21 protein-coding genes are annotated in these 24677 nt (G+C 43.0%); 12 read left to right on the top strand and 9 right to left on the bottom strand.

All coding sequences use genetic code 11. The annotated features are described in order from the left end of the window. Positions 1-26 precede the first annotated feature (26 nt). From IDJ75_RS07070 to IDJ75_RS07050, 5 genes are all read left to right on the top strand, one after another. Positions 27-980: a FecR family protein gene (locus tag IDJ75_RS07070; RefSeq protein WP_191174937.1), complete on the top strand. Its 954-nt coding sequence runs from the start codon at positions 27-29 to the stop codon at positions 978-980. Between the two features lie 114 nt (positions 981-1094). Next, the gene (locus IDJ75_RS07065; RefSeq protein ID WP_191174936.1) at positions 1095-4634 is read left to right on the top strand and encodes a SusC/RagA family TonB-linked outer membrane protein; all 3540 of its coding nucleotides are present in this window, start codon (positions 1095-1097) and stop codon (positions 4632-4634) included. A gap of 35 nt (positions 4635-4669) precedes the next feature. Next, positions 4670-6457 carry a RagB/SusD family nutrient uptake outer membrane protein gene (locus IDJ75_RS07060; RefSeq protein ID WP_191174935.1) on the top strand — a complete coding sequence of 596 codons (1788 nt, stop codon included), beginning with the start codon at positions 4670-4672 and terminating at the stop codon, positions 6455-6457. 27 nt (positions 6458-6484) lie between these two features. Continuing rightward, entirely contained in the window at positions 6485-7324 is an 840-nt protein-coding gene (locus tag IDJ75_RS07055) for an endonuclease/exonuclease/phosphatase family protein (RefSeq protein ID WP_191174934.1), read from the top strand. Positions 7325-7574: 250 nt separating this feature from the next. Next, positions 7575-8339, top strand: coding sequence for a PI-PLC domain-containing protein (locus IDJ75_RS07050; RefSeq protein WP_191174933.1), 765 nt, complete (start codon positions 7575-7577; stop codon positions 8337-8339). Between the two features lie 26 nt (positions 8340-8365). Here IDJ75_RS07050 and IDJ75_RS07045 read toward each other — a convergent pair whose 3' ends face one another. The 4 genes from IDJ75_RS07045 to IDJ75_RS07030 all read right to left on the bottom strand — a co-directional run bounded on the left by IDJ75_RS07045 (position 8366) and on the right by IDJ75_RS07030 (position 11297). Next, on the bottom strand, positions 8366-8509 hold the full coding sequence (locus tag IDJ75_RS07045) for a hypothetical protein (RefSeq protein WP_191174932.1): 144 nt from the start codon (positions 8507-8509) through the stop codon (positions 8366-8368). A gap of 176 nt (positions 8510-8685) precedes the next feature. After that, complete coding sequence (locus tag IDJ75_RS07040; RefSeq protein WP_191174931.1) at positions 8686-9174, bottom strand: VOC family protein; 489 nt, start codon at positions 9172-9174, stop codon at positions 8686-8688. 263 nt (positions 9175-9437) lie between these two features. Beyond that, the gene (locus IDJ75_RS07035) at positions 9438-10676 is read right to left on the bottom strand and encodes an MFS transporter (RefSeq protein ID WP_191174930.1); all 1239 of its coding nucleotides are present in this window, start codon (positions 10674-10676) and stop codon (positions 9438-9440) included. A gap of 27 nt (positions 10677-10703) precedes the next feature. Beyond that, positions 10704-11297, bottom strand: a complete 594-nt coding sequence (locus tag IDJ75_RS07030; protein WP_191174929.1) for a TetR/AcrR family transcriptional regulator — start codon at positions 11295-11297, stop codon at positions 10704-10706. 247 nt (positions 11298-11544) lie between these two features. Here IDJ75_RS07030 and IDJ75_RS07025 point away from each other — a divergent pair, with 247 nt between their 5' ends. The 3 genes from IDJ75_RS07025 (at position 11545) to budA (ending at position 15246) form a co-directional block, all read left to right on the top strand. After that, positions 11545-13908 (top strand): alpha-L-rhamnosidase-related protein, encoded by a 2364-nt coding sequence (locus IDJ75_RS07025; RefSeq protein ID WP_191174928.1) that lies wholly within the window; start codon positions 11545-11547, stop codon positions 13906-13908. A gap of 188 nt (positions 13909-14096) precedes the next feature. Then, on the top strand, positions 14097-14387 hold the full coding sequence (locus IDJ75_RS07020; RefSeq protein WP_191174927.1) for a hypothetical protein: 291 nt from the start codon (positions 14097-14099) through the stop codon (positions 14385-14387). 94 nt (positions 14388-14481) lie between these two features. Next, a complete protein-coding gene (gene budA, locus IDJ75_RS07015; protein WP_191174926.1) occupies positions 14482-15246 on the top strand; it encodes an acetolactate decarboxylase in 765 nt (254 codons plus the stop codon). A gap of 4 nt (positions 15247-15250) precedes the next feature. Here the strand turns inward: budA and pdxR are convergent, their stop codons facing one another. Beyond that, positions 15251-16735, bottom strand: a complete 1485-nt coding sequence (gene pdxR, locus IDJ75_RS07010; protein WP_191174925.1) for a MocR-like pyridoxine biosynthesis transcription factor PdxR — start codon at positions 16733-16735, stop codon at positions 15251-15253. An 82-nt stretch (positions 16736-16817) separates the two neighbouring features. On the opposite strand from pdxR, the gene IDJ75_RS07005 reads away from it, so the two are divergent. Together IDJ75_RS07005 and IDJ75_RS07000 are read left to right on the top strand one after the other, a co-directional pair. Continuing rightward, positions 16818-17261 carry a DoxX family protein gene (locus IDJ75_RS07005; protein WP_191174924.1) on the top strand — a complete coding sequence of 148 codons (444 nt, stop codon included), beginning with the start codon at positions 16818-16820 and terminating at the stop codon, positions 17259-17261. Between the two features lie 5 nt (positions 17262-17266). Next, positions 17267-18262, top strand: coding sequence for an EamA family transporter (locus tag IDJ75_RS07000; protein WP_191174923.1), 996 nt, complete (start codon positions 17267-17269; stop codon positions 18260-18262). Between the two features lie 389 nt (positions 18263-18651). On the opposite strand, the gene IDJ75_RS06995 is transcribed toward IDJ75_RS07000, so the two are convergent. From IDJ75_RS06995 to IDJ75_RS06985, 3 genes are read right to left on the bottom strand one after another with little or no spacing between them, the layout of a single operon-like run. Next, on the bottom strand, positions 18652-19458 hold the full coding sequence (locus IDJ75_RS06995) for an ABC transporter permease (protein WP_191174922.1): 807 nt from the start codon (positions 19456-19458) through the stop codon (positions 18652-18654). 6 nt (positions 19459-19464) lie between these two features. Then, on the bottom strand, positions 19465-20361 hold the full coding sequence (locus IDJ75_RS06990) for an ABC transporter ATP-binding protein (protein ID WP_191174921.1): 897 nt from the start codon (positions 20359-20361) through the stop codon (positions 19465-19467). Next, positions 20355-20558 (bottom strand): hypothetical protein, encoded by a 204-nt coding sequence (locus tag IDJ75_RS06985; protein WP_191174920.1) that lies wholly within the window; start codon positions 20556-20558, stop codon positions 20355-20357. The genes IDJ75_RS06990 and IDJ75_RS06985 overlap by 7 nt, the downstream gene beginning before the upstream one ends. Before the next feature lie 227 nt (positions 20559-20785). Between IDJ75_RS06985 and IDJ75_RS06980 the strand changes: the two genes are divergently transcribed. Further along, positions 20786-21796 carry a sensor histidine kinase gene (locus IDJ75_RS06980; RefSeq protein ID WP_191174919.1) on the top strand — a complete coding sequence of 337 codons (1011 nt, stop codon included), beginning with the start codon at positions 20786-20788 and terminating at the stop codon, positions 21794-21796. A gap of 2 nt (positions 21797-21798) precedes the next feature. Further along, on the top strand, positions 21799-22524 hold the full coding sequence (locus IDJ75_RS06975; protein WP_191174918.1) for a LytR/AlgR family response regulator transcription factor: 726 nt from the start codon (positions 21799-21801) through the stop codon (positions 22522-22524). Positions 22525-22632: 108 nt separating this feature from the next. Here IDJ75_RS06975 and IDJ75_RS06970 read toward each other — a convergent pair whose 3' ends face one another. Beyond that, complete coding sequence (locus tag IDJ75_RS06970) at positions 22633-24009, bottom strand: methyltransferase RsmF C-terminal domain-like protein (protein ID WP_191174917.1); 1377 nt, start codon at positions 24007-24009, stop codon at positions 22633-22635. Positions 24010-24677: the final 668 nt, after the last annotated feature.

Here is a 24677-nt window from a genome sequence, read left to right as displayed (position 1 = left end):
ATATCAGTAAAACAGCACAAAACTGAATGACCCCATCTGAACTAAAAGATTTAATTGACCGCTACCTTAAAAATAATGTAACCGAGCAAGAACGCAAACTGGTTGACAACTGGTACCAATCTTACGAGAGCAGTAACCATTCATTATCTGCTGAGAAAGAAACACAGCTAAGTGAAGAGATATATGGCTATGTGCAAAAGCATTTACACCCTGCACCAGCCAAAATACGCCGTATAAGCATTAATAGAAGATATGCTGCCGCGGCTGCTGCCATATTATTGGTTAGCGCTGCTTTGTTTAGTCGCAAAAAAGCCCCTGAGCGCCAGGCTAACGAAACATTTACAACTATTAGCACAGGTACCGGACAGCTTAAAAAGCTGGATCTGCCGGATGGGTCAAAAATTTGGCTGAATGCCCAAACAAGTATCCGCGTAAGCAAAACTTTTGAGAGCCATACCAACCGTAATATTTATTTAGATGAAGGCGAGGCCTTTTTTGAAGTAAGGAAGAACCCCGCCCGCCCTTTCTTGGTAATTACCAAAAGTATTACTACCCGCGTTTTGGGTACATCATTTAATGTTAAAGCATATAGGCAATTAAATAGTGCCACAGTAACTGTTAGAACCGGCCGTGTGCAGGTAAACGATAAGCAAAAAAAGCTGGCTGTACTGTTACCTAACCAAAAAATGACCTATTCTACCAGAGAGCACACCGGCTATGTAAGCACCTACAATGCCGAGAACAGCAGAAAATGGGCGGAGGGCAAAACCGTGCTAAACCATGCATCATTTAACGAATTGGCCCTGGCCATTCATAACGTTTACGGCATAAAGCTTATTAGCAAAAACAAATTAACATACACCTATCAATACAATATAATTATCAGCCCGCTGCGCACTGTTGACGAAACGCTGAAAATTGTATGTTCTATTCATCAAAACAGTTTCAGGAGGAAAAATAATGAAGTAATTATTTATTGATAAAAAAAAGCCGGTCTGTAGCAGATCCGGCCATAGTTTGCAAAGCTAATAAATTGAGCCTTATTAGCTTACACCCTTAGTTTCTCTGTTAAAATTCACTAAGAATTCAAAAGTATGAAAAAAAATTTACGTTGCTTAACTAAAGCCATGCGTATCACGTTTCTTATTTACACCATAGTTATTGCGGGCGCAGGTGTACTCATAGCCGCCCCAACCACAGGCCAGATCTTTGAAAAACGCGTAAGCGTTTCTTTCAGGAACGAAACCCTTTCCAGTTCTGTCAAAAAAATTGAGCAGGCAGGCCATATCGATTTTGCCTACGACCCTGAACTGGTAAACCTTACCGAGGTTAAGATTAAAGGGGGCACGTTTAATGACGAGCGTTTAGCCACTGTACTTAAAAAACTTTTTGCCAATACCCAAATCGGGTTTAAAGAAGAAGTAGAAGGTACTGTTACCCTTTATAAAAAAGAGCAGCCTCCAAAGGCAGCCCCCGGTAAAATATCAGGAAAAATTGTTGACGAAAAAGGCGAACCGCTTACCGGCGCTACCATTATGCTGGTTGAGGCCGGTAAAGGTGCACAAGCCGATATCAATGGTGCGTTCAGCATCACTGCAGACGAAGGTACCTATACCATGTTGGTAAGCTTTATCTCCTTTGAATCTAAACGCATACCGGGGGTTAAAATAAAGTCTGGCGAAGAAACTAAGGTTAATAATATAACGCTGGTTGCCCAGTCGGGCACGTTAAACGAGGTGTTGGTGGTTGGTTATGGCACACAAAAGAAACAAAATCTTACAGGTGCGGTAGACCAGGTTACGTCTAAAGTTTTAGAGAACCGCTCGTTGCCCAACCTTACACAAGGCTTGCAGGGTGTAATACCTAACTTAAACCTTACTCCTTTAGATGGTAAACCGTTGCAATCACCATCGTTTAACATCAGGGGTACTACTTCTATTGGCCAGGGTGGTAACGCACTGGTACTGGTGGATGGTGTAGAGGGCGATCCAAGCCGCGTTAACCCTAATGACGTGGCCAGTGTTTCGGTACTTAAAGATGCTGCTTCTGCTTCTATTTATGGTGCAAGGGGTGCATTTGGTGTTATATTGATCACTACCAAAAATCCATCGAAAGAGAAAACAAGTATTACATACTCGTTTAACCAGTCGATAAAAAGCCCTACCACTGTACCAAACTTTGTGACCAATGGCTACACCTTTGCCAAAATGTTTAACGAAGGATGGAGCGCGTGGAACGATTATTCGCAAACTCCGCAAAATATCAACAAAACAGTAAAATTCTCGCAAGCTTATTTACAAGAGTTAGAAAGGCATGCTAACGACCCATCTTTGCCACAAACTATTGTAAACTCGGCCGGCGAATATGAGTACTATGGCAATACAGATTGGTACGGCCAGTTATACAAAGATCATAACAGCGCCCGCGAACATAACCTTGCAGTGTCCGGCAACAGCGGTAAAGCCGATTTCCTGATCACCGGCCGTTACTACTCGCAAGATGGTTTGTTCCGTTATAACTCCGATGATTATAATATCTATAATTTACGGGCAAAAGGTTCGCTACAGGTTTACCCTTGGTTAAGCTTATATAACAATGCCGATTACTCTAACATGAAATACCATAACCCCTTAAATGTGGGCGAAGGCGGCAGCATCTGGCGTAACATTGCAGATGAGGGCCATACTATGGTGCCTATGTTTAACCCCGATGGTACCCTAACCTACTCTGCCGCTTATTCTGTCGGCGATTATTATTACGGCAAAAATGGTATTGATTTTAATAACCGCGTGTTTAGAAATACCACCGGCTTTGTAGCCCAGTTTTTTGACAATGTATTTCGTGTAAAAGGTGATTTCACTTTCCAGAATACCGATAACAATCAAAAACAAAAACGTGTGCCTGTACCATACAGCCGCAAACCGGGCGTAATTGAGTACGTAGGTACAAATTATAACGATTATCAGAATGTAAACCAGAGCACACAGTATATGGCTACCAATATTTATGGCGAATACGAGCCTAAGTTAAAAGGCGGCCATTATTTTAAGGCATTGGGTGGCTTTAATTTTGAGCAATCAACATTAAACAGTGTAAGCGTTTTACGTAACGGCTTAATTTCTGAAGATGCTACTGATATTAATCTTGCTTTGGGCCAGGGTATCACCACAAAAGGCGGATGGGACAGATGGGATATATTGGGCGGCTTTTATCGCTTAAACTATTCTTATAAAGACCGGTACCTGGTAGAGGCAAACGGCCGTTACGATGGTTCATCAAAATTTCCTTCAAATCAGCGGTATGCCTTTTTCCCATCAGTATCTGCCGGTTGGAAGATTACAAACGAGCCTTTCTGGAAAGTTTCAAAAGATCTTATCTCCGACCTGAAGATCAGAGGGTCTTATGGTTCATTGGGTAACGGTAGTATTGCTTCTTACGCCTTCCAGGAAAAATTCAATATTTCTAAATCGGGCAGGATCTTAAATGGTGTTTTACCACAGAAAACAAGCCAGCCCGGCGTTTTGCCCGACGGTTTAACCTGGGAAACATCAAATACCCAAAACTTAGGTTTAGACCTTGGCATGTTATCAAACCGTTTAACCATTACGGGTGATGCGTACGTCCGCAGAACAAAAGACATGTTTACTGTGGGTATGACCCTACCCGCTGTATTTGGTACAGATGTACCTAAAGGTAACTATGCCGACTTAAAAACTACAGGGTGGGAGGTATCGGTAGCCTGGAGAGACCGATTTAATGTTGGTGGTAAACCATTAAATTACGGTATTAGGGCAACCGTTGCCGACTATACCGCCAAGATCACTAAATACAACAATCCGGATAAAAGGTTAAGTGACTACTACGCAGGCCAAACCGTAGGCGAAATTTGGGGATACCAAACTGCAGGTTATTTTACATCTGCGCAGGATATTGCCAACTCACCTAAACAAACACTTATCAAAGCATCTAACACCGGCCAGCTTTTACCGGGCGATATTAAATTTGCTGACCTGAACGGTGATGGTGTTATAAATGATGGCGATAAAACCGTGGATAAACCGGGCGACAGGAAGATCATCGGTAACTCCTCCCCAAGATACACTTATGGTATAGGTGTAGATGCCGACTGGAATAACTTCTCATTTTCAGCATTCTTCCAGGGGGTGGCCAAACGAGATTGGTACCCGGGTTCGGAAGCAAGTGTTTTCTGGGGACAATATAACAGGCCCTACAATAAAATACCGGTATCACAGCTGGACAAGATCTGGTCAGAAAGCAACCCCGATGCTTATTTCCCAAGATATCGTGGTTATGTTGCACAAAATGGCCAGGGCGAGTTAACACAGGCGCAAACCAAGTACTTGCAGAACGCTGCTTACCTGCGTATGAAAAACGTACAGGTAGCCTATAACCTGCCTTTGCACCTGATACAGAAAATCAAGTTGACCAACCTGCGTGTATTTGTATCCGGCGAAAACCTGTTAACCTGGTCGCCACTTTACAAGATCACCAAAGATATTGACCCTGAAAGTATCAACGGATCTGACAGGATCTTAACCGATGGAAGCAGCGGTAACGGAAACAATTACCCTATCCTTAAGAGCGTAACAATTGGTTTAACAGCCACATTTTAATCATTATTAGCACAAACAATTTAAATAGCTTAAATATGTTTTCCCTAAAATCAACCTTCATAAGGCAATCTGTAATACTGCTGCTTTTAAGCTTAGTTATAGTTAGCTGTAAAAAATTAGACCAGGTGCCGCAAGACACGGCACTAAATCCCGCTGTATTTGGTAGTGTGGATGGTTTGCAGTTATATGCCAATTCTTTTTATGATAACCTGCCAGATGCCGGTGCGGTAGTACGTGCCGATGCCATGTCTGATTATGCGGCCAGAACATCTGTGCCAGATTTTTTAAGGCCCGGTGCATACAGCTCCAGGCAAAGTACCGGCTGGGACTGGACAGCCCTGCGTAATATCAATTACTTTATAGAAAACAACGTTAGCCCCAAAGTGCAGTTGGCAAAACGCCAGCATTTTATGGGCCTGGCGCGCTTTTTTAGGGCGTGGTTTTACTTTGATAAACTGAAACGTTTTGGTGATGTACCATGGATAAACAAAACCATGAAGATTGATGATCCTGATCTTTACAAAGGGAGGGATAGCAGGACATTGGTGGTAGATTCTATACTTGCCGACTTGGATTTTGCCAGCAAAAATATCACCACTACAGATAACACCCGTAGCCTTATTACTAAGTACACCGCCTATGCATTTAAATCAAGGGTTTGTTTATTCGAAGGCACTTTTAGAAGGTACCATACCGAGTATAGTCTGCAATCAACTGCAGAGGCTTTACTTACCCAGGCAGCCGAAGCAGCACAGCAAGTAATGAATAATGGTGGATTCAGCTTAAATACTGCCGGCGGTACAGATAAGGCCTACAGGCAACTTTTTACAAGCCAAACCCCGGTTGCAACAGAGGTAATTTTGGCCGCTGTTGTTGACCCTACATTAGGTATCTTTAATGATGCCAACTGGTATTGGACAAGTGCGACTTATGGCGATAGGCTTAGCTTTATACGCACCTTTGTAAACACTTACCTTAATATTGATGGTACGCCATTTACAGACAATGCCGGCTACAGGACTTTGCCATTTGCACAAGAGGTAAAGGGCCGCGACAAGCGTTTGCAACAAACTATCCGTATGGGTAATTATACACGTTTAAATGGCGCTACTCAGCAGGCTGCACCACCGGTGTTCTCTTACACCTATACAGGTTATCAACCAATTAAACTAACACAGGATGATGCATCAATGGATGGCGGTAGCCGCAATACCAACTCTATCCCTATCATGCGCTACGCCGAGGTATTGTTAAACTATGCGGAAGCAAAAGCAGAATTAAACACGTTAACAGATGCAGACTGGAACATAACCATTGGTGCACTGCGCAGAAGAGCCGGCATTACCGGTAATACTGCCACCAAACCGGTCGTTGCAGATCAATACCTTAAAACTAACTATTTCCCGGCTATATCTGATGCTTCTTTATTAGAAATAAGGCGCGAGCGCGGTATAGAGCTGGCTTTTGAAGGCTTTAGGTTTAGTGATATCATCAGATGGAAACGCGGCGAACTAATGGACCAGACCTGGAATGGTTTTTACGTACCGGCATTGAACGTACCAATTGATTTAAATGAAGACGGCGTATTGGATGTATGCTTTTACACTACCCCGCCTGCTACCCAGGTTGCCGGTGTTACCTACGTAAGTGTTGCAGATAATTTATCAAACGGTACCGTTAACCCGCAAAGGTTAAACAATGCAAACGAACTTACCTGGTTAACCACCGTACAGCGCAAATGGGACGACAAATATTACCTATACCCTATTCCTGAAACTGACAGGTTGCAAAACCCAAAACTTGGCCAAAACCCAGGTTGGTAATAATTATCACTTATAATAATGAGCATCATGAAAATAAAACAACTGCTTTTTACAGCATTATTTATAGTAACCGGGTTGTGTAGCCAGGCACAACATTTAATAGTAGGAACTTTTAATTTAAGGTTTGATAACCCTAAAGATACCGGGAACCTTTGGGTTAACCGCGCACCTGTAGCCGCCGCCTTGATCCGCTTTCACCAGTTTGATATTATTGGAACGCAGGAAGGCTTGAGCAACCAGTTGGAGGACATTAGTAAAGCCTTACCGGAGTATCAGCGTTATGGAGTTGGCCGCGATGATGGTAAAGACGGTGGCGAACACTCAGCCATTTTCTTTAAAAAAGACAGGTTTGAAGTGTTAAAAAAAGGCGATTTCTGGTTATCAGAAATGCCTGATAAACCAGGCTTGGGTTGGGATGCAACTTGCTGTAATCGTATTTGTTCGTGGGTTTACCTGATGGATAAACAAAGCAAAAAGAAATTTTACTTCTTTAACGCCCATTTCGACCACCAGGGAAAAATTGCCCGTGAGGAAAGCGCCAAACTAATCCTTAAAAAAATAAAAGAAATAGCAGGCAACGAAAAAGCATTATTTACCGGCGACCTTAACGGAGACCATAACAGCACCTGGTATAAGCGCCTGGCTGCCTCAGATTATTTGGTTGATACTTACACATTAGCGGAAAAACCGTATATATTTAACGCTTCTTTTAACTCGTTTGGTAAAGCACTTAATAAAGATGGCATTATTGACCACGTCTTTACTACTGGTAAGGTTAATGTAAAACGTTGGGGTATTTTAACCGATACTTATCGTGGTAAGTTTCCTTCAGACCACTTCCCGGTTCTAACGGAGATTGTTTTTTAGTTATCTGATAAAATACTATAATAAATGAGGCTCCTGACTTAGGGGCCTCGTTTATTACTGCTAACCGAGTAATTATAAAAACAGTCTATACTTAATTTCATTTATCTCATAGATTAATCTGCATCAAAGGTGTTTGTAATTCGGTGCGTAGTATATCGATGCCTCAACTGAAAGTTCGGTGATCTCCTTTTTTGTGTAACAAGATTCCAACAAACTTTCACATAGGTGTTATACTTTGGTATATTGTATTATGTTAAAACCATTTTTATACATATCGCTGTTTATAGCGTTTGTTAATTCCGCATCCGCGCAGGAAAAATATGCTGCGTCAGATATTCATTCACATAACGATTACTCAAGGCCCGAAGCTTTTTATCATGCTTTTAATGCAGGTGCAGGCGCTATAGAGGCCGATGTGTACCTGCGTAGTGGCAGGTTGGTTGTAGCTCATGATACCACCGGCGCGAAGCAGCAGCTCTCACTCGACAAGATGTACGTGCAGCCCATCCTGAAGGAATTTAAAACCCGGCCAAGGCCGCTTAACCTGGTCATAGACCTGAAAGAAGCATATGCCCCTATATTAGCCGAATTGTTAAAAGAATTAAAGCCGCTTAAAGGCCTGATAAAATCGGGCAATAACAATAAGGCGCTTAGTATTATCATAACAGGGAACCGGCCGCCACCTTCTTTGTACAATAAATATCCAACCTATATTACTTTTGATGACGACCTGCAACTTCCGCATACCGCAGAGCAATGGAAACGAGTTGCGCAGGTAAGCCTTAATTTTGAAAACTACTCAAAATGGCGCGGAGAAGGTACATTGCCGCTTGTGGATGAGCGGGTGCTTAAATCGGTTATAAACGCAGTACATGCATCCGGTAAAAAAATCCGATTTTGGGCTGCACCAGATAATACAGGTGGATGGCAAAAACTGATGGAATTGAATGCCGACATCCTATCTACCGACAAAATAGATGAGCTAAAAGAGCTGTTGAAAAAAATGGGTAGCTAATTCTTTTTGGCAGATAGTTTTGCCCTTTAGGCCCTTACCTCGGCTTCGGTTATTAAGCTGCTGGTGTTACCAAAATTGTTACGCACGTAAGTAAGCACGCTGGCTATCTCCTTATTCCATTTTGGCCAGTTGGGTAGTGGCAAATTTGGTTCTATCGGCTGTAAACGCAATTTTCCAGATCTGTAGTGTGAGCATAGCGTTTTAACGGTATGTTGCCTGGCTAATATCCCAAGTTTTTATGTGACTTTGAAAACTGCCGTTTATTTACTTGCAGCGGCTTCCTTTATAATAAAGCAAAAAGCCGTTTATTGTTTGTAAACGGCTTTTTGTTTTATTCAATTATTCCTTATTTATTATACGCGGTATCTAGCTCGGCAATGTTCAGTTTTTTCATTTGCCACAATGCCTGCATCATTTGGGCAACCTTTGCGGGTTCGCCGTTGGCAAGCCTGTCTTCCAACATATCAGGGACTATCTGCCACGAAAAGCCAAACTTATCTTTCAGCCAGCCGCACTGGCTTTCGTTGCCACCCTCGCTTAGTTTCTCCCAATAGGTATCAATTTCCTGCTGTGTTTTGCAGAGAACAAAAAAAGAAAAAGCTTCGCTGAATTTAAACTGTGGCCCTGCATCAAATAAATTTACCTGTAACCCATTGATGATGATCTGCCCCGCCATAACCTTATCTGCCCCGAAAGGCGATCCTTCTCCCCAGTGTTTCAGTAACGTTATTTCTGAGTTTGGGAAAATGCCGGTGTAAAAGTTCATGGCTTCTTCCGCCCTGTTATCAAACCATAGGAATGGTATGATATTCTGATTTGATTTTACGCTGCTCATAGTTTTATGTTTTATTTAATTAGATTTTTTTGCCTGTTAAATTGCTGCAGGTGACGGTTGATATGTTTATTAAATATTTTTCATGCTTCAGAGGTAATTTATAAAAACAAAATTAACAGGTAGGGGATAAACAAGTAAGGCCTTATCCCGACAACCTTAGGGGGCAAACGCGACAAATAGTAAAAAAGAAAATAAGGCAGCATGTTAATAAACAAAAGGCTTGCGATAATAATACCGCAAGCCTTTTGTTTGTATTGTAGATATTAATATGCCAGTTTCTTACGCAGGAATAGTAGTAACCCTGTGATAAGCAAGCCAAACACCAGGTATCCTAACGCGAGGGATGAGGGATCTTTAATAACCATGAAAACAAATAATACCGAAGTAACAAGCGATGTTACCAGGTACGAGCCTCCGCTGGTTAAACCACTGGCAACACCTGCATTTAGCGGGAACCGGGTTAAGCAATAGGTAAAGAACAGGTTGTAAATAAACCCGCAAATAATATTGATCAGTACTACAAACATCATCAGGAATGGCAGGCTGGTATAAACGGGGGTAAGAACATACATCAGCCCAATTAAAACCAGTTGTGTAATATTTGCCAGGATAAGTTTTTTTGCCAGCGATCCGAATTTTAAGGTTTTACCTAAAATGCCCCCAATAAAAATGGATGTACCGGATAGCAATGCGCAATAGCCTGTTGCAACAGCTGACAGATGGAACAGGTGTTCAACAATAAACGGTGCAGACATAGAGAAGATCATCAGGGTACCGAAACATACACCCAAAACGACTATCCCAAAAGTAAAATCGGCCGATGAGATCAACGTTCTGTATACTTTAAATATAGCTTTAGGATGAAACGGATGTTTTATATTGATAGATTCGCCGCTGTAGACAAGCTCTAACAAAAACATAACTACGCCATATATCCCCAATACAACAAAGTTAGATTGCCAGCCGAAGCTTTTTTGAAGATAGCCGCCAAAAAATGGTGCCAGGATTGGCGCTGTTGCCCAAACAATAGATAACATGCTGGTGTAATGCCTGCGTTTTTCGCCGGTATAAACATCAACAAAAAAGGCCCGCTTGCCAACAATAATAAAGGCCGTAGTTATACCCTGTACCACCCGCATCAGGTAAACAATGTGGATATTGGTAGTAAAAACAATTACAAAGCTGCTTAAGGCAAATACCAGCAGCGATGCCAGGTTGATTCGGTAACGCCCAAAGCTATCGATGATAGAGCCTACAAACAGTTGGGCAATACCGTAGCTCAGTAAAAAACAAATAATGGTGTACTGTATACTTGATGCCCCTACTTTAAAAGACAAGGCCATATTGGGGAACGATGGCAGATAGATATCTGTAGCCAGGCCCGAAAGCGGAACAAGCGCGAATGCCAGGATAGTTGCCCTTTTACGGTTACTTTCTGTAATGGTATTGGATGTATATTTTTTAGGGGCTTCCTCAATAAGTTCTTCGGTATGCTCGTTCATTATGTTATATATAGTAATTGTTGAGTTTTATTTTTTGATAAGCTGTGCCTGTATCAGGCTTTTAAGCTGGTTTATGATGGCTGCCATTTTTGCACTGCTCCCGGCAATGCGGCAAACCATAATACCGCCTTGTACAAGTGCAAACATTACTGTCGCAAACTCCCGGTAGTTCCAGTCGGATTTAAAAATGCCCTTGTATATCCCGTCTTTAATGATTTCTTGCAGGAATTTTTGCCGCATTTCTATAGCCCTGTTTACCCGCTCTTTCACTAATGGGAAGTTATCATCGGCTTCCATACCAAAATTCATCATAGGACAGCCGCCGGGTACAGTAGGGTTCATGGGGTCGCGGTAAATATCCAGGTAGGCCAATAGCTTTTGGTAAGGATCGTTAATATGATCCATTGAGGAACTAAGCTTTTTGTTTTGCAGGTCTAGGCTATATTCAAGCACAGCAAATGCCAGCGAGTCTTTGTCCTCGAAGTGTACATACAGGCTACCTTTAGATAGCTTCGCAGCTTCCATAATATCGCTCATTGATGTGCCGAAGATTCCCTTCTTATTAAAGATGGGAGTGGCCCGTTCAATGATCATTTGTTTAGTGCTTTCTCCTTTTGACATAATAGAAATAATGCGCAAATATAAATGACCGAACGGTCATTTATTGAATAAGTATTTATCTTTACATAACAGCAACAATCCTAAGTAAGCAATTAACGGCAAGTTTATTTGAAAAAAATAAAAAGGTATAGTGAGGCATAGTTGGCTAAAACAATTTAGCTAAATTAGCACCAACCAATTAACTTTAGGTATAATCAATACAATGATAGCCTTTAGGGCATTTGCCATAAACCGACAATACCTTTAAATGAAATACATTTTTACTTTAATAATATTTGTTCTTAGTGTTTTTTTATTCAAAACAGGCGTTGCCCAATCAGGCAGTGGAGCAGATACAAGCAGTAACCGGCCATGGAACTCTTATTGGATAGGAGCACCGTACGATTTTGGTAAAGATTACGGGGTTTATTATTACCGTAAAAGTATTGATCTTGCTACTAAACCATCCACATTCAAAGTGCATGTATCGGCCGATAACCGCTATAAATTATATGTAAACGGCACTTTGGTTTCGCTTGGGCCTGCGCGCGGAGATACGTACTACTGGAATTATGAAACGGTTGATCTTGCACCATATTTAATGGCAGGAAAAAATGTAATTGCCGCACTTGTTTGGAACGAAGCTCAATATAGCCCGGCAGCTCAGATCACTGTGCGTACCGGTTTTATTTTGCAGGGTAGTTCTAAAAAAGAAGAGATCTTAAATACTAATACTACCTGGAAATGCTTCCGTGATGCGGGGCATCAGCCTATCCCCGGTTATTTTTTTGCTGCCAGTAAAGGCGAATTGGTGGATATGAACCACGCGGTTAAAAGCAATTGGACTACGGCGGCCTTTAATGACAGCGCCTGGTCGGGCACAGTTAACCTGTCGGAGGGTAAACTTAAGGGTACGGCCTGGGGTATAGAATGGGCTTTGGTGCCCTCATCACTGCCTGCAAGAGAAATGATCTATCAGCGTATCCCTAAGCTACGTAGCGCTGTAGGTATAAGCATGCCGCCAACGTTCCCTAAGGAAAAGACTTCGGTAACCATCCCGGCAAATGCCACAGTTTCTTTATTGCTCGATCAAACCGTTGAAACAAACGCCTACGTAACATTAAATTTTAGCGGCGGTAAAGATGCGGGGATCTCGCTTGGCTACGCCGAGTCGCTTTATCAAAAGGGCAGTAAAGGGGTTATTAAAGGCAACCGTAATGATGTAGAGGGTAAAGAGTTTGTAGGGAGGATAGATAGCTTGATCTGCGATGGCAGTAAGGGGCAATCGTTCACAACATTAAATTTTCGTACTTATCGTTACATCAGGTTGTTTGTAAAAACAAAAGCGGACCCGTTGGTGATTGATGACATTTATGGCACTTTTACAGGGTATCCTTTTAAACAGGCAGCGGCATTTAATACGGATAATGCCGAAATAAAGCAAATGCTGGATATTGGCTGGCGCACAGCAAGGCTTAACGCATGGGAAACTTATATGGATTGCCCATACTATGAGCAGCTGCAATATATTGGCGATACCCGCATACAGGCCATGGTATCTTATTACAATACAACGGATGACCGGCTTGCGCGCAATGCGCTTACACAAATGGACCACTCGCGCCTACCCGAAGGCATAACCGCAAGTTGTTACCCATCACGTGGTACGCAGGTTATATCACCATTCTCGTTATGGTACATAGGGATGTTACACGATTACTGGATGTATCGTGGTGGTGATGAGTTTATAAAAAATAAGCTGCTGGGCGAAAGGGGCGTGCTGGATTTTTTTAGCAAATACCAGCAGGCCGACGGATCATTAAAAGATACCCCGTACTGGGCGTTTGTTGATTGGGCCGGCAATTTATGGGGCGAGGTGAAAGATAAAGACGGTAGTGCCGCTATTTACGACCTGCAATTGCTGTTGGCGTACCAATGGGCTGCAGAAATGGAAGCCAAAATTGGTTTACAGGATTATGCCAGTATCTATACACATAAAGCGGCACAGTTAAAGGCCACTATACAGCGTAAGTACTGGAACCCTACTAAAAATTTATACGCAGATACCAAAGAGAAAAATGGGTACTCGCAGCACGTTAACGCCCTTGCAATACTTGCCGGTATGGTAAGTAAAACAGATATGACGGCTGTAGCCAATGGGATACTTACCGATAAAAACTTAACGCAATGCTCGGTTTACTTTAAATATTACCTGAACCAGGCATTGGTAAAAGCAGGCCTCGGTAACGATTATATAAACTGGCTGGGTATTTACCGGGAAAATATGGCCATGGGCCTGACTACCTGGGCAGAGTATTCGGACGTTAACACATCCCGGTCTGATTGCCACGCCTGGGGAAGCAGCCCTAATATTGAATTTTACAGAACAGTGCTGGGTATTGATAGCTATGCGCCGGGTTTCAGCAAAATAAAGATTGAGCCTCATTTAGGCACGCTGACCAATGTAAGCGGCGAGATCCCGCATCCGTCAGGTAAGGTTACTGTATCTTATCTGCTTGTTAAAAATAAATGGCAAATCAAGATCAACCTGCCACAAACTACGTCGGGCATATTTGTTTGGAAGGCAAAAACCTATGTACTTAAAAATGGCGATAATTCGTTTGTAATGTAACGGCAAATAATAGCTGTAACAACCTATTAATTAATAAAAGCCTATGGTTTATACTGTAGGTTTTTGTGCATACTATAATAGTTACAAGGCCATTCAGCTTATATCAACAACTGTATATAAATTATTGATAATCAGTTGTAATAATCGGGTAAATGCCTGCGTTTATATGTTACAAAAGGCATCAAAAAATGAAAGCTATTAAATGTAAAAAGCTGAACCATGCTATTACGTCGCGCGTTATCGACCTGCATGACAAGGGCTACACCGACGATTTTTTACCCACTAAAGATCAAACCTTTCTGCATATCCAAAACAGCGAAAACTTTACCATGGCCGATCTGAACATAAAAGTTATTGACCAGGGGTTTGATCAGCTTACAAAAAGTTATAAGTATATCCACACTATTGAAACAGTAAATGGCGATAAGGGCCTGCTGATAGCCGATTTTATTTGCACTACAACCTTTTTTGCCAATTAAGCTAAGGAGAAAGCACTATCAGGCAGGGATTAAGTATATTAGCGCTTATATACCTTAACTAAAAATGACCTGTCGCAATTTCTACGCCTGCTTAATGGCACTTGTATGCCTGTTTGCTACAAGCAACGCGTCGGCACAAACAAAAAATAATACGCTTTATACTGCAGGCCATGCCAGTGCGTTTATTGGTGGGTTGTATGATGCCGTTTATCCCTATAGTAAAGTTTTAAAACACGGCGATTTTGGTTTGGGTGCCCCCGATAAACTGGACGGCGAGGTACTGGTATTGGATGGCAGGATCTACCAAACACAATCAACCGGGAAGACCTTTGAGGTGAATCCAACCGAGTTAACGCCATTTACGGTAGTCAACTTTTTTAAGGCCCAAAAAACGGCCTTAGTTCGCCAAAAACTGTCCAAAAAAGACCTTTTTTCGTCCCTGGATAGCTTATTAGCGAACAAAAATGGCATCTATGCGATCAAAATAACCGGCAGCTTTAATTTCATCAAAACCCGGGCATTCCCACCGGTTAAAAAACCATATGTACCCCTGGCCGACATGCTGCCCCTGCAACATTTCTTCACTTTCGAAAATATAAAAGGCACCCTGGTAGGTTACCGTATCCCGGCCTTTATGGACGGGCCGAACATCACCGGTTACCATTTCCATTTTTTGAGTGACGACAAAAAAAGCGGTGGCCACATCATCGAATTAACCACCGGCGACGTTACTATCGAAATTGATGAACTGGATAGCTTTTTGGTAGACATCCCCCAAACCAAAGATTTTGAGGACTTCGACTTTAAGAAAGACCGCCGCGAGGAAGTGAAGCGGGTAGAGAACGGGAAGAAAGATTAATATCTTAAATGAGCTTTTTCACCGCCCTTGTTAGTATTTCGGTTGCCTGTTCCATCTCTTTTAAATTCATGGAAGCAAAGCCTATCCGGATGTGATGGTGTTCGTGGCTGCGGTCGTAATAATAATCCTTACCCGAGCTTATAGCCAAACCCATTGCTGCCGCCTTCTCGGCTACATCTTTAGGTTTTAAACCATTCAGGTATTTCATCCATATAGCAAAACCACCATCGGGCATCTTAAAGGAGACATGCTCGCCCAGTTGTTGGGTTAACAGGCTGCAGAGCAGGTCGCGGCGCTCGTGGTAAAGCTTGTTGGCTTTTTTAAGGTGGCGGGTTATATCGCCATTTTTTAACAGGTTGGCCATGGCTTCCTCCAGCAGGTGTTCGCCCTGGCGGTCAATAATACGCCGCATGCGGGTTGCTTGTTGTATCAGGTTTGATGGTGCCACCATAAAGCCGATGCGGATACCCGGCGCAATGGTTTTACAAAACGAGCCGATATAGATAACGCTGCCGTAATAATCGGCGCTGGCCAGGGGCAGGATGGGGCTGCTGGTGTAATGAAAATCATAATCGTAATCATCCTCGATAATAGCGAAACCGTACCTGGCAGCCAGTTCAAGCAAACGCATGCGCCTTTCAGAACACAAGGTAACCGTTGTGGGCTGGTGGTGATGTGGTATCACATATACAATTTTCACCTTTTTCTTTTTACAAACGGCCTCTACGGCATCAAGACAAATACCAAACTCATCAACCGGTACCAGTTCAAGGTTAGCGCCGGTTTGGGTAAAAACTTCGTTGGCTCCGCAGTAACCCGGGTCGGCAGCTATTACGGTATCAGCTTTGGTAAGCAGCAACTGCGCGGCCAGGTAAATGGCCATCTGTGCGCCTTTGGTAATTAAAACATGCCCGGGCTTTACATTCAGGCCGCGTGTTTCGCCCAGGAAACGCGCCAGTTCTATCCGCAGGTTTTCAGAACCCTGCTCGGGGCCGTATAATAAGTATTGCGATGTAAACTGGTAGCTGGCAAAACGGCGGTACTCGCGCAGCATCAGCTCAACAGGGGCAAGGCGCGTATCAGGGAAACCCTCGTTAAAAGCAATGGTATACCCGGTGCCAGGGGTGAACAGGTTAATGCTGCCCAACCTTTTATCGCGTACATCAAAATGTGTTTTTTCGGGATAGGTTAAAACCTGCTGGTTTTTGGCCAGCGGCCTTGGTGCAACTTCGGGCAGGTTGGCAGCTACAAAAATGCCCTTTTGCGGATAAACATCTACCCAGCTTTGCGCATACAATTCATCGTAAGCGGCAACCACGGTATTGCGGTGAACTTTTAAACCTGCAGCCAAAGTACGGCTGCTGGGCAATGCAGATGCAGGCTTTAATGTTCCCTGCCGTATATGGCAAATGATGCCGTTGGCTATTTGCTGGTAAACAGGTACCTGCAGGGTTTTATCAATGTTGAGTAAAGCTGCTACAAATTGCATACTGGCCTATCAGGGTTGTTTTTTCTGGACTATAAAGATAGGCCACTATCGTTGTATTTTTATATCAACAAACAAAAAAAACATGCAGTTAACCAATTACCATCTGCCGGCAATTTACTTACGTGCAGCACTTGGCTTAAGCTATTTATGGTTAGTGGCCGACAGGCTGGGCTGGTTAGGCGCCCCGGGGCAACCGCATATCAGTTGGGGCGACTGGGCACACTTTATGGTGCTTTCTCGCGATACCATGTCGTTTTTGCCCGATGCACTGGTAACCCCGCTGGCCATATTGGCCAGCCTTGGCGAAGGTATTTTTGGCTTGTTGCTGATCATCGGGTTATTTACCCGCCCGGCGGCTATTGGCAGCGGGTTGCTTACGCTGGCATTTGCCATATCCATGACCATATCAAGGGGGATAGATGCCCCCATAGGATACTCTGTTTTTACGGTAAGTGCCGCAAGCTTTTTGCTGGCTACACTACCTGCATATAAATGGAGTATAGATGCGTTAATTTCTAAAAAATAATTGCCATGATAAGTACTACACAACAAAAGGCATCGCCGCTATTGGTTATTATAGCCTTTGCCATCGTTTACATTGTATGGGGTTCAACTTACTTTTTTATACAAATGGCTATCCAGGGTATCCCGGCTATGTTGATGGGGGCTATACGTTATACAATTGCCGGCCTGCTAATGCTGGGCTGGTGCGCACTTAAAGGCGATAAAATATGGGTGAAGCGCGATGTGCTAAACTCGGCAGTGAGCGGCTTGCTGTTATTGGCTATAGGTAACGGCATAGTGATATGGGTAGAGCAGGCTTTGCCCAGCGCTATGGTAGCCATAATGATATCGGCCAACCCAATTTGGTTTGTAGTGCTCGACAAGCGGCATTGGAAAGAGAACCTGACCAGTACGGCTACGGTTGTTGGTTTAATAATAGGTTTTGCAGGTGTGATATTGCTATTTGGCGAACAGGTGGTAAAAGCCCTTGGTGGTACGCACGATGATGCCAGGATATGGGGTGTAGGTTTGTTAGTACTTGGGCCGATAGCGTGGTCGGCGGGTTCCTTATATTCTAAATACAAAGGCAGCAGCAGCCCGGCAAGGGTAACAACCGCATGGCAAATGCTGATAGCAGGCATTGCTTTTTTACCGGCAAGTGCCTTGCATAACGAGTTTGCAAATTTTGATATTGCCCAGGTGCCTGCCAAAGCATGGATGGCAGTTTTATACTTGATATTCTTTGGTTCGATAGCAGCATTTACGGCTTATGTATGGCTGCTGCAGGTAAGGCCCGCTACACAGGTAAGCACGCACTCGTACGTAAACCCGGTTATAGCGGTATTATTAGGGGGGATGTTTGCACAGGAGCATATCTCGTTATTGCAGATAGGCGGGCTGGTAATTATATTGGTGAGTGTGCTGCTGATAAACCTTGCCAAATACCGGAAGGATGCAAACGAAAAAAAGCGTGTGGAAGCAATGAGTGAAAGTACTGAAGGGTTAATGTGCAAGGCGGTTTAACAGGATATGCTGAACATTAACTGGCGCAAGCTTTCAGCTTGTGACTAACAATGAGGTCAGCTTACAGCTGACGCAAGCTGAAAGCTTGTTATGTTTCTTTCGCCGTTCTTTCGCCGTTGTTGGTGTTGTCACCAACAACATTTAGGACGGTTATACTACAAGGTTTGGATGCATGGCGGCTTGTTGGTGACAACACCAACAAGGGCGAAACAATGCGGTCAGCTTACACAAGCTGAAAGCTTGTTATGTTTTTTCACACAAGATACGCTGCGCTAATCTTGCGCGAGCGAAGTTTCGCAAAGAGGGTGAGGAAATCAAAGCCCTCTTTCCGCGCAGCGAAGAGAGGGAGGTAGAGCGGAGCAAGGCCGGGTGAGTTAATAAACGGCTTACTATTTAACGCTCTTCTTTCGTACAATAAAATACCCGGCAATAAATACTACAACGGCAATAGCAAGGCTCACATAAACATCCTTGGTAAACATATCTATCTGTAGTTCGCGTACAGGGCCACGTGCCTTATCGCCCTGCTTTATCATGGTGGTTATAGCAACCATAGGGTGCGCGTAGGGGAAAAGGTAACTATATTCCCAATTTTTTGATGCTGCGGTAACACCTACAATGGTGGCCACAAAGCCAAGCCCCATTGGCTTCAAAAAATCGGCCCAAAGAAGGCTCAGCAGGAATTGTATTGAAAGGATTCCTAATGAAGACAGGAATAGCTTAAAGTAGATCTGCATAAGCTGTACTTCCATGTGGTATTCATTAAACTTTAGTTCGGGCTTTAACGTAGATAATAAGTTACCAAAGCCTATTGTAAATAATGCAAATAGCGCAAGGCATAAAAACACCAGGAACACCGCATAAACAAACTTGGCCCCGTAAACCGACCAGCGTGATATAGGCAGGCTAAAAATGGTTTTCCAGGTATCGGCCTTATGCTCTACATTATTTACCGAGTATGCTATAAATATAGTGTACATAGGTAATAATAAAGTACCCATCATGCCCAGGCCTATCATGGAGAATTGCACCCACAACCCCATAGGCTGCATAGCCGTAAATTTTTCGCTTTTGGTGAAGAATATGGCAAAGGCTAATAAGCTGATAAGCAGGGGTAACAAAATAGCGCCCCAAAAGCCCATAGTTTTACGGCTCTTATAAAATTCAGACCGGAATGATAGTACAAATCCCTTCATAGTGGTTTAGTTGCTTTTGGTGATATCTAAGAATAATTTCTCCAGGTCCTTATGCTGTTTGCTGATGCTATATACCGTAACATTGTTCTGCACCAGCAGGGTGTTTATTTCGCCTACCTGTTGTTTAGAGGTAAAAGGCACATACAAGTGGTCGTTGTTTATATCGGTTACCGTAAAATTGTGGCGCTTTAAAAGGTTGGCAGCATCAACGGTATTATCGGTCTCTATATTAATAAGCGGCTGGCTGATGTTCTGCAGATCGTGAATGGTGCCCTGGAACATCAGTTCACCATTATTAATAATGCCTACGTGGGTAGCCATTTTCTCAATCTCGGCCAAAAGGTGGCTGGATATAAATACGGTTTTGCCGGTGCCCACAAGTTTCATCAACAACTCGCGAATCTCGATGATGCCGTTCGGGTCGAGCCCGTTGGTGGGTTCATCCAGTATTAAAAGTTTGGGGTCGTTCAATAAAGCAAGGGCAATACCCAGGCGCTGTTTCATCCCTAACGAATATTGGCCCGCCTTTTTGTTGGCCGCGCCGGTTAGCTGTACCAGATTCAGCATTTCATCAACCCGTTTCTCGCCAACCTGCAAAAGCAGGGCGCGGTTCATCAGGTTTTCTTTACCGGTAAGGTGGTGGTATATGGCGGGTTGCTCTATCAGCGAGCCAATTTGCGATAATATGCTGATGCGGTTTGTTTGCAGCTCCTGCCCAAAAATATGAATGCTGCCTTCGCCTGTTTGTAACAGGTTAAGCAGCATTTTTATGGTGGTGGTTTTACCGGCGCCGTTTGGCCCTAAAAAACCGTATATGCTCCCCGCCGGTACTTGCAGGGATAGTGATTTAACAACTTGTTGGTTGCCAAAGCTAAATGATAGGCCCTGTGTTTGGATTACCATAAGTTCTCGGTAGCAATTGTGCAAACTGATTTTACAACAGTTACACCTTTAATAAATAGTGATGTAGCCTGCACTGCCGAGTTATTTGCAAATTGTTTCTTTTGTTCAAACTGGTAGCTTACGCCCATAACTATGGCAAATAATACAGGAGCCAATAATAAAATAAATGGATTTGAGTTTGAAACTAACTTTTTCATTGTGTGTGATTGTTTTGATAGAACAAAGAAATACTAAATAAACAGCCCGCTAAAACTAATTAGACCAACGGGCAGCATTTGTAGATGAACGGTTAATAACAAGGATTAACCGGTTCGTCTGGTTTTTAAGCCCGTTCATCGTAAAAAAGGATAACTACATATAATTACACAGCTACATTCGGCGCAAAATATTACTTTAGATGCTGTTATTATACTTTAAAATATAGATGAAAAGAAGCTGGCAAATATTCTGGCATATTACTTTCTGGGTCTGCATGATCTCCTTTTTTATGTTTTTGGGGTATAGTGGCGCCAAAATGCCAATGAAAACCCTGGTGGTGGTATTTGTATATTTTGGTATAATTAATATCGGCTTATTTTACCTCAACTATTTACTGCTTATACCTAAGTATTTAGATGCAAAAAAGTATAAGCGGTATACTATATATATAATAGCTGCATTAATAGGGTTTGCACTTATTAAATACGGATTGGCTTTTGTGTTTAAGCCCATTGCTTTAGAGCGCGCCGGTAAAACCATAGGCTTTTGGCAATTTACGTTTAGCACCTTATTCACCAGTATCATATTCGTTTTCCTGAGCACGGTGTTAAAGTTTACGATAGACTGGTTCCTGAACGAACGCATCCAGCGCGATTTGGAGAACCAGCGGCTAACCGCCGAGCTGTCGTTCCTTAAATCGCAGATCAACCCGCACTTTTTGTTCAACTCTTTAAACAGCATCTATTCGCTGGCCTATCAAAAATCAGATACCACGCCCGAGGCTATCCTGAAGCTATCCGAGATTATGCGGTATATGCTTTACGAGTGTAATGATAATAAGGTAGAATTAACCAAAGAACTGCAATACCTGCAAAACTATATAGACCTGCAAAAGATCCGTTTTGGCAATAAGGCTTTTATTGATTTTGAAGTAAAAGGCGAAGTGACCAATCAGCATATTGTGCCGCTGCTGCTGATCTCGTTTATTGAAAACTCCTTTAAACACGGTATTGCCAATGATGCGGCATCACCCATAAAGCTAAAAATAAACCTTGAAGACGGGCACCTGTACTTCTTTATCCAGAATAAAAAGCACGCCCATAACCGCGATTCGTCTGGCGGGATAGGGTTAAGTAATGTACGCCGCCGGTTGGATCTGTTGTACCCCGGTAAATATAATTTAGAAATTCGCGACGAAGCGGATACTTACACTGTTCAATTATCCTTAGTTTTATAGCCATGATCCGTTGCCTTGTTGTTGATGATGAGCCTTTGGCCCTGAATATACTGGAAGACTATATCTCAAAGATACCATTCCTGCAATTGGTAAAAGCTACCACAAACCCCATTGAAGCGCTTACTATGGTGCAGGATGGCGGTATAGACCTGGTGTTTCTGGATGTACAAATGCCCGAGCTTACCGGGATCCAGTTTTTACGCATAGCCAATGGCAAAGCAAAGGTGATATTAACTACCGCCTACCCGCAATACGCATTAGAGGGTTACGAACTTGATGTGGTAGATTACCTGCTTAAACCCATCGCGTTCGACAGGTTTTTTAAATCGGTACAAAAGGCACAGGGTGTTATACAACCGGCTGCCAAACCCGCTGCCCCGGCCGAGCCTGTGGCGCAGGACGATTTTATGAGCGATTTTATATTTGTAAAAACCGAGCATAAAATTCAGAAAGTTTACCTGCACGATATCCTTTTTATTGAAGGCCTTAAAGATTACGTATCCATATTTACCCCGGCCGAGCGCATTATTACCCTGCAAGGCATGAAGAAGATGGAAGACGCCCTGCCGCCAAAGCACTTTATCCGTGTGCATAAATCATACATCGTATCTATTAATAAAATAGACAGTATTGAGCGCAGCCGCATTTTCATCGGCGATAAAATTATCCCGGTAGGGGATACCTACCGCGATGAGTTCTTTAAGATAGTGGACGGGAAGAATATATAGCATATCCTATAGTATATGTCATTGCGAGGAACGTAGTGACGCGGCAATCTTAGCATATCCGCTTGTCCTATGAGATTGCCACGCTATCGCTCGCAATGACAAATAGTACTACAACACCTGCTGCGTCATAATCCTTATCTCCTTCGGATAATAATTATTGATCCTGTTCGGTAGCAACTTCGCCCAGCCCAGGGCCAATCCCTGGTAGGTCATCAAACTCCAGCCTTTACCGGTTACAGTGATAGCTATATTGTCACGGCGCAGATATTGTATGGCCTGCTCTTTGTTTAGCTCGGTTGAAAGTACAGCCTCCTTATTAATAGCAAGGCTTAAGGCCAGTTCATGGTCTGGTATCAGGTCATTACCCGCCAGTTTCCCAATCCGCACGCCCGACTTCTTTATATATAGGTGCCGGTGCAAAATGTTCAGGCTTTCTTTATGCTCGCGGTTTATGGCCAGCCAGTCGTCGTTCACCTTAAAAAAGTAAAAATCGTCGGGCTTGTTAATATATGCCTTTACCAGGTCCATTTCCTTAGCTGGTAATTTTTGCTGCCCGTTGTTCTTATAGTTTGATAAACCGCCGCTGCTTACCTTTTTGCGCAGGCATGCTGCAAACAAACCTTCGCCTTTAACCTTGCCCGGGTAAAAGCGGTAGCCCCACGCTTTTTTTAGGGGCGATTCGGTTTCTACAATTCCCCACTCCTTATATATAGGTATACGTACGCTTTCTAAATCAAACTCGGTGCAAAGCCAGTCCAGTATATCCTCGTTCTCCTGGTGCGAATAACTGCAGGTACTATATATAAGGTATCCATCCTCTTTTAAGGCGGGGTATATATCGGCCAGGATGCGCTCCTGCCGCTGGTGGCAAAGGTTCACGTTGCCTTCGCTCCATTCATTCATGGCGGCAGGGTCTTTACGGAACATGCCCGAGCCCGAGCAGGGAGCATCAACCAGTATCACATCAAAAAAACTGTGTATGGCGTTAAAATCCTTCGGGTCGTTATTGGTGACGATGGTATTTGAGGTGCCCCAGCGGTTAAGGTTGTCACTTAATATAGGTACACGGGTTTTGATGATCTCGTTCGCCACCAGCAGGTCGCTGCTTTGTAATGCCGAATTGAGCAGGGTGGTTTTACCGCCGGGCGCCGCGCAAAGGTCTAATACCTTAATAGCATCTTCCTTATTTGGGCGGATAGTATTTAATATATGGCCGATGAACATAGACGAGGCCTCCTGTACATAGTACGCCCCTGCGTGAAACAATGGGTCGAACGTAAAAGATGGGCGCTCATTTAAATAAAAACCCTCGGTACACCACGGTACTTGCGAGTCGGTTTTTACTGCCGATTGCTTAAAAGGGTTGATCCGGATAGATGTTGGGGCGGGTTCGGATGTATGTGCATCAATAAAATTTTGCCTGTCGAAGCCCGGTTCGGCATTTAAATCCTCTAAAAAGTGCGGCGGAAAGTTGAAATTATCCATATCTGATTCAAACTTACACAAAATTTCACGGGCTTAAATCGGGCAAATATTGGCTCTTTTAGTGCTGGTGGGGTATAAATTGATGTTTACACATATATAGGCAAGGTTAATTTGATGTTAATTTACAGGTAGTTACAAAATTGTTTTAATTATTTTCAAATAATGCTTGTAAGGGTAGGTGTTTTCTCCTTACATTTGTGGCCGCTCAAATAAAAAGGGCGTCGTTTTTTGAAGGTTTAGCAAATAAAAAAAGATTAAAAAAAAGTGAATTTTTCACTTGCCAAATCAAAACATTATTTGCACCTTTGCAGCCCGCAACAACGAAAGGAATTGCGGTTGTTAATTGAAAAACAGCGAAGAAAAAATAGTTCAAAAAAAGTGAAAATAACACTTGACACGAATTAAAAATAATCGCATCTTTGCAGCCGCTTCTACAACGAAGCAAAGCATTGAAAAACAAAGAGATCGCAATGATTTCTTAACTAAAAAGATTGAAAGTTGACCGTCGCAATGACGAGAAAACATAAACCGAACCGTGAGGCGAGGAAAAAAGTTCTTAAAAGAGATAGAGAATAAATTATGCAGCGTAACAGCAGCGATCCTTCGGGAGAGCTGAATGTTAACAGCGAAGCTCAAACAGCATCAGGATAATGTAAGAGAATATTTTT

This window comes from Mucilaginibacter rigui, from assembly GCF_014773275.1.
In the GTDB taxonomy this organism is placed as follows: Bacteria; Bacteroidota; Bacteroidia; order Sphingobacteriales; family Sphingobacteriaceae; genus Mucilaginibacter; species Mucilaginibacter rigui_A.
Note: the sequence above shows the minus strand (reverse complement) of the source record. Positions and strands in the feature narration are given on the sequence as shown.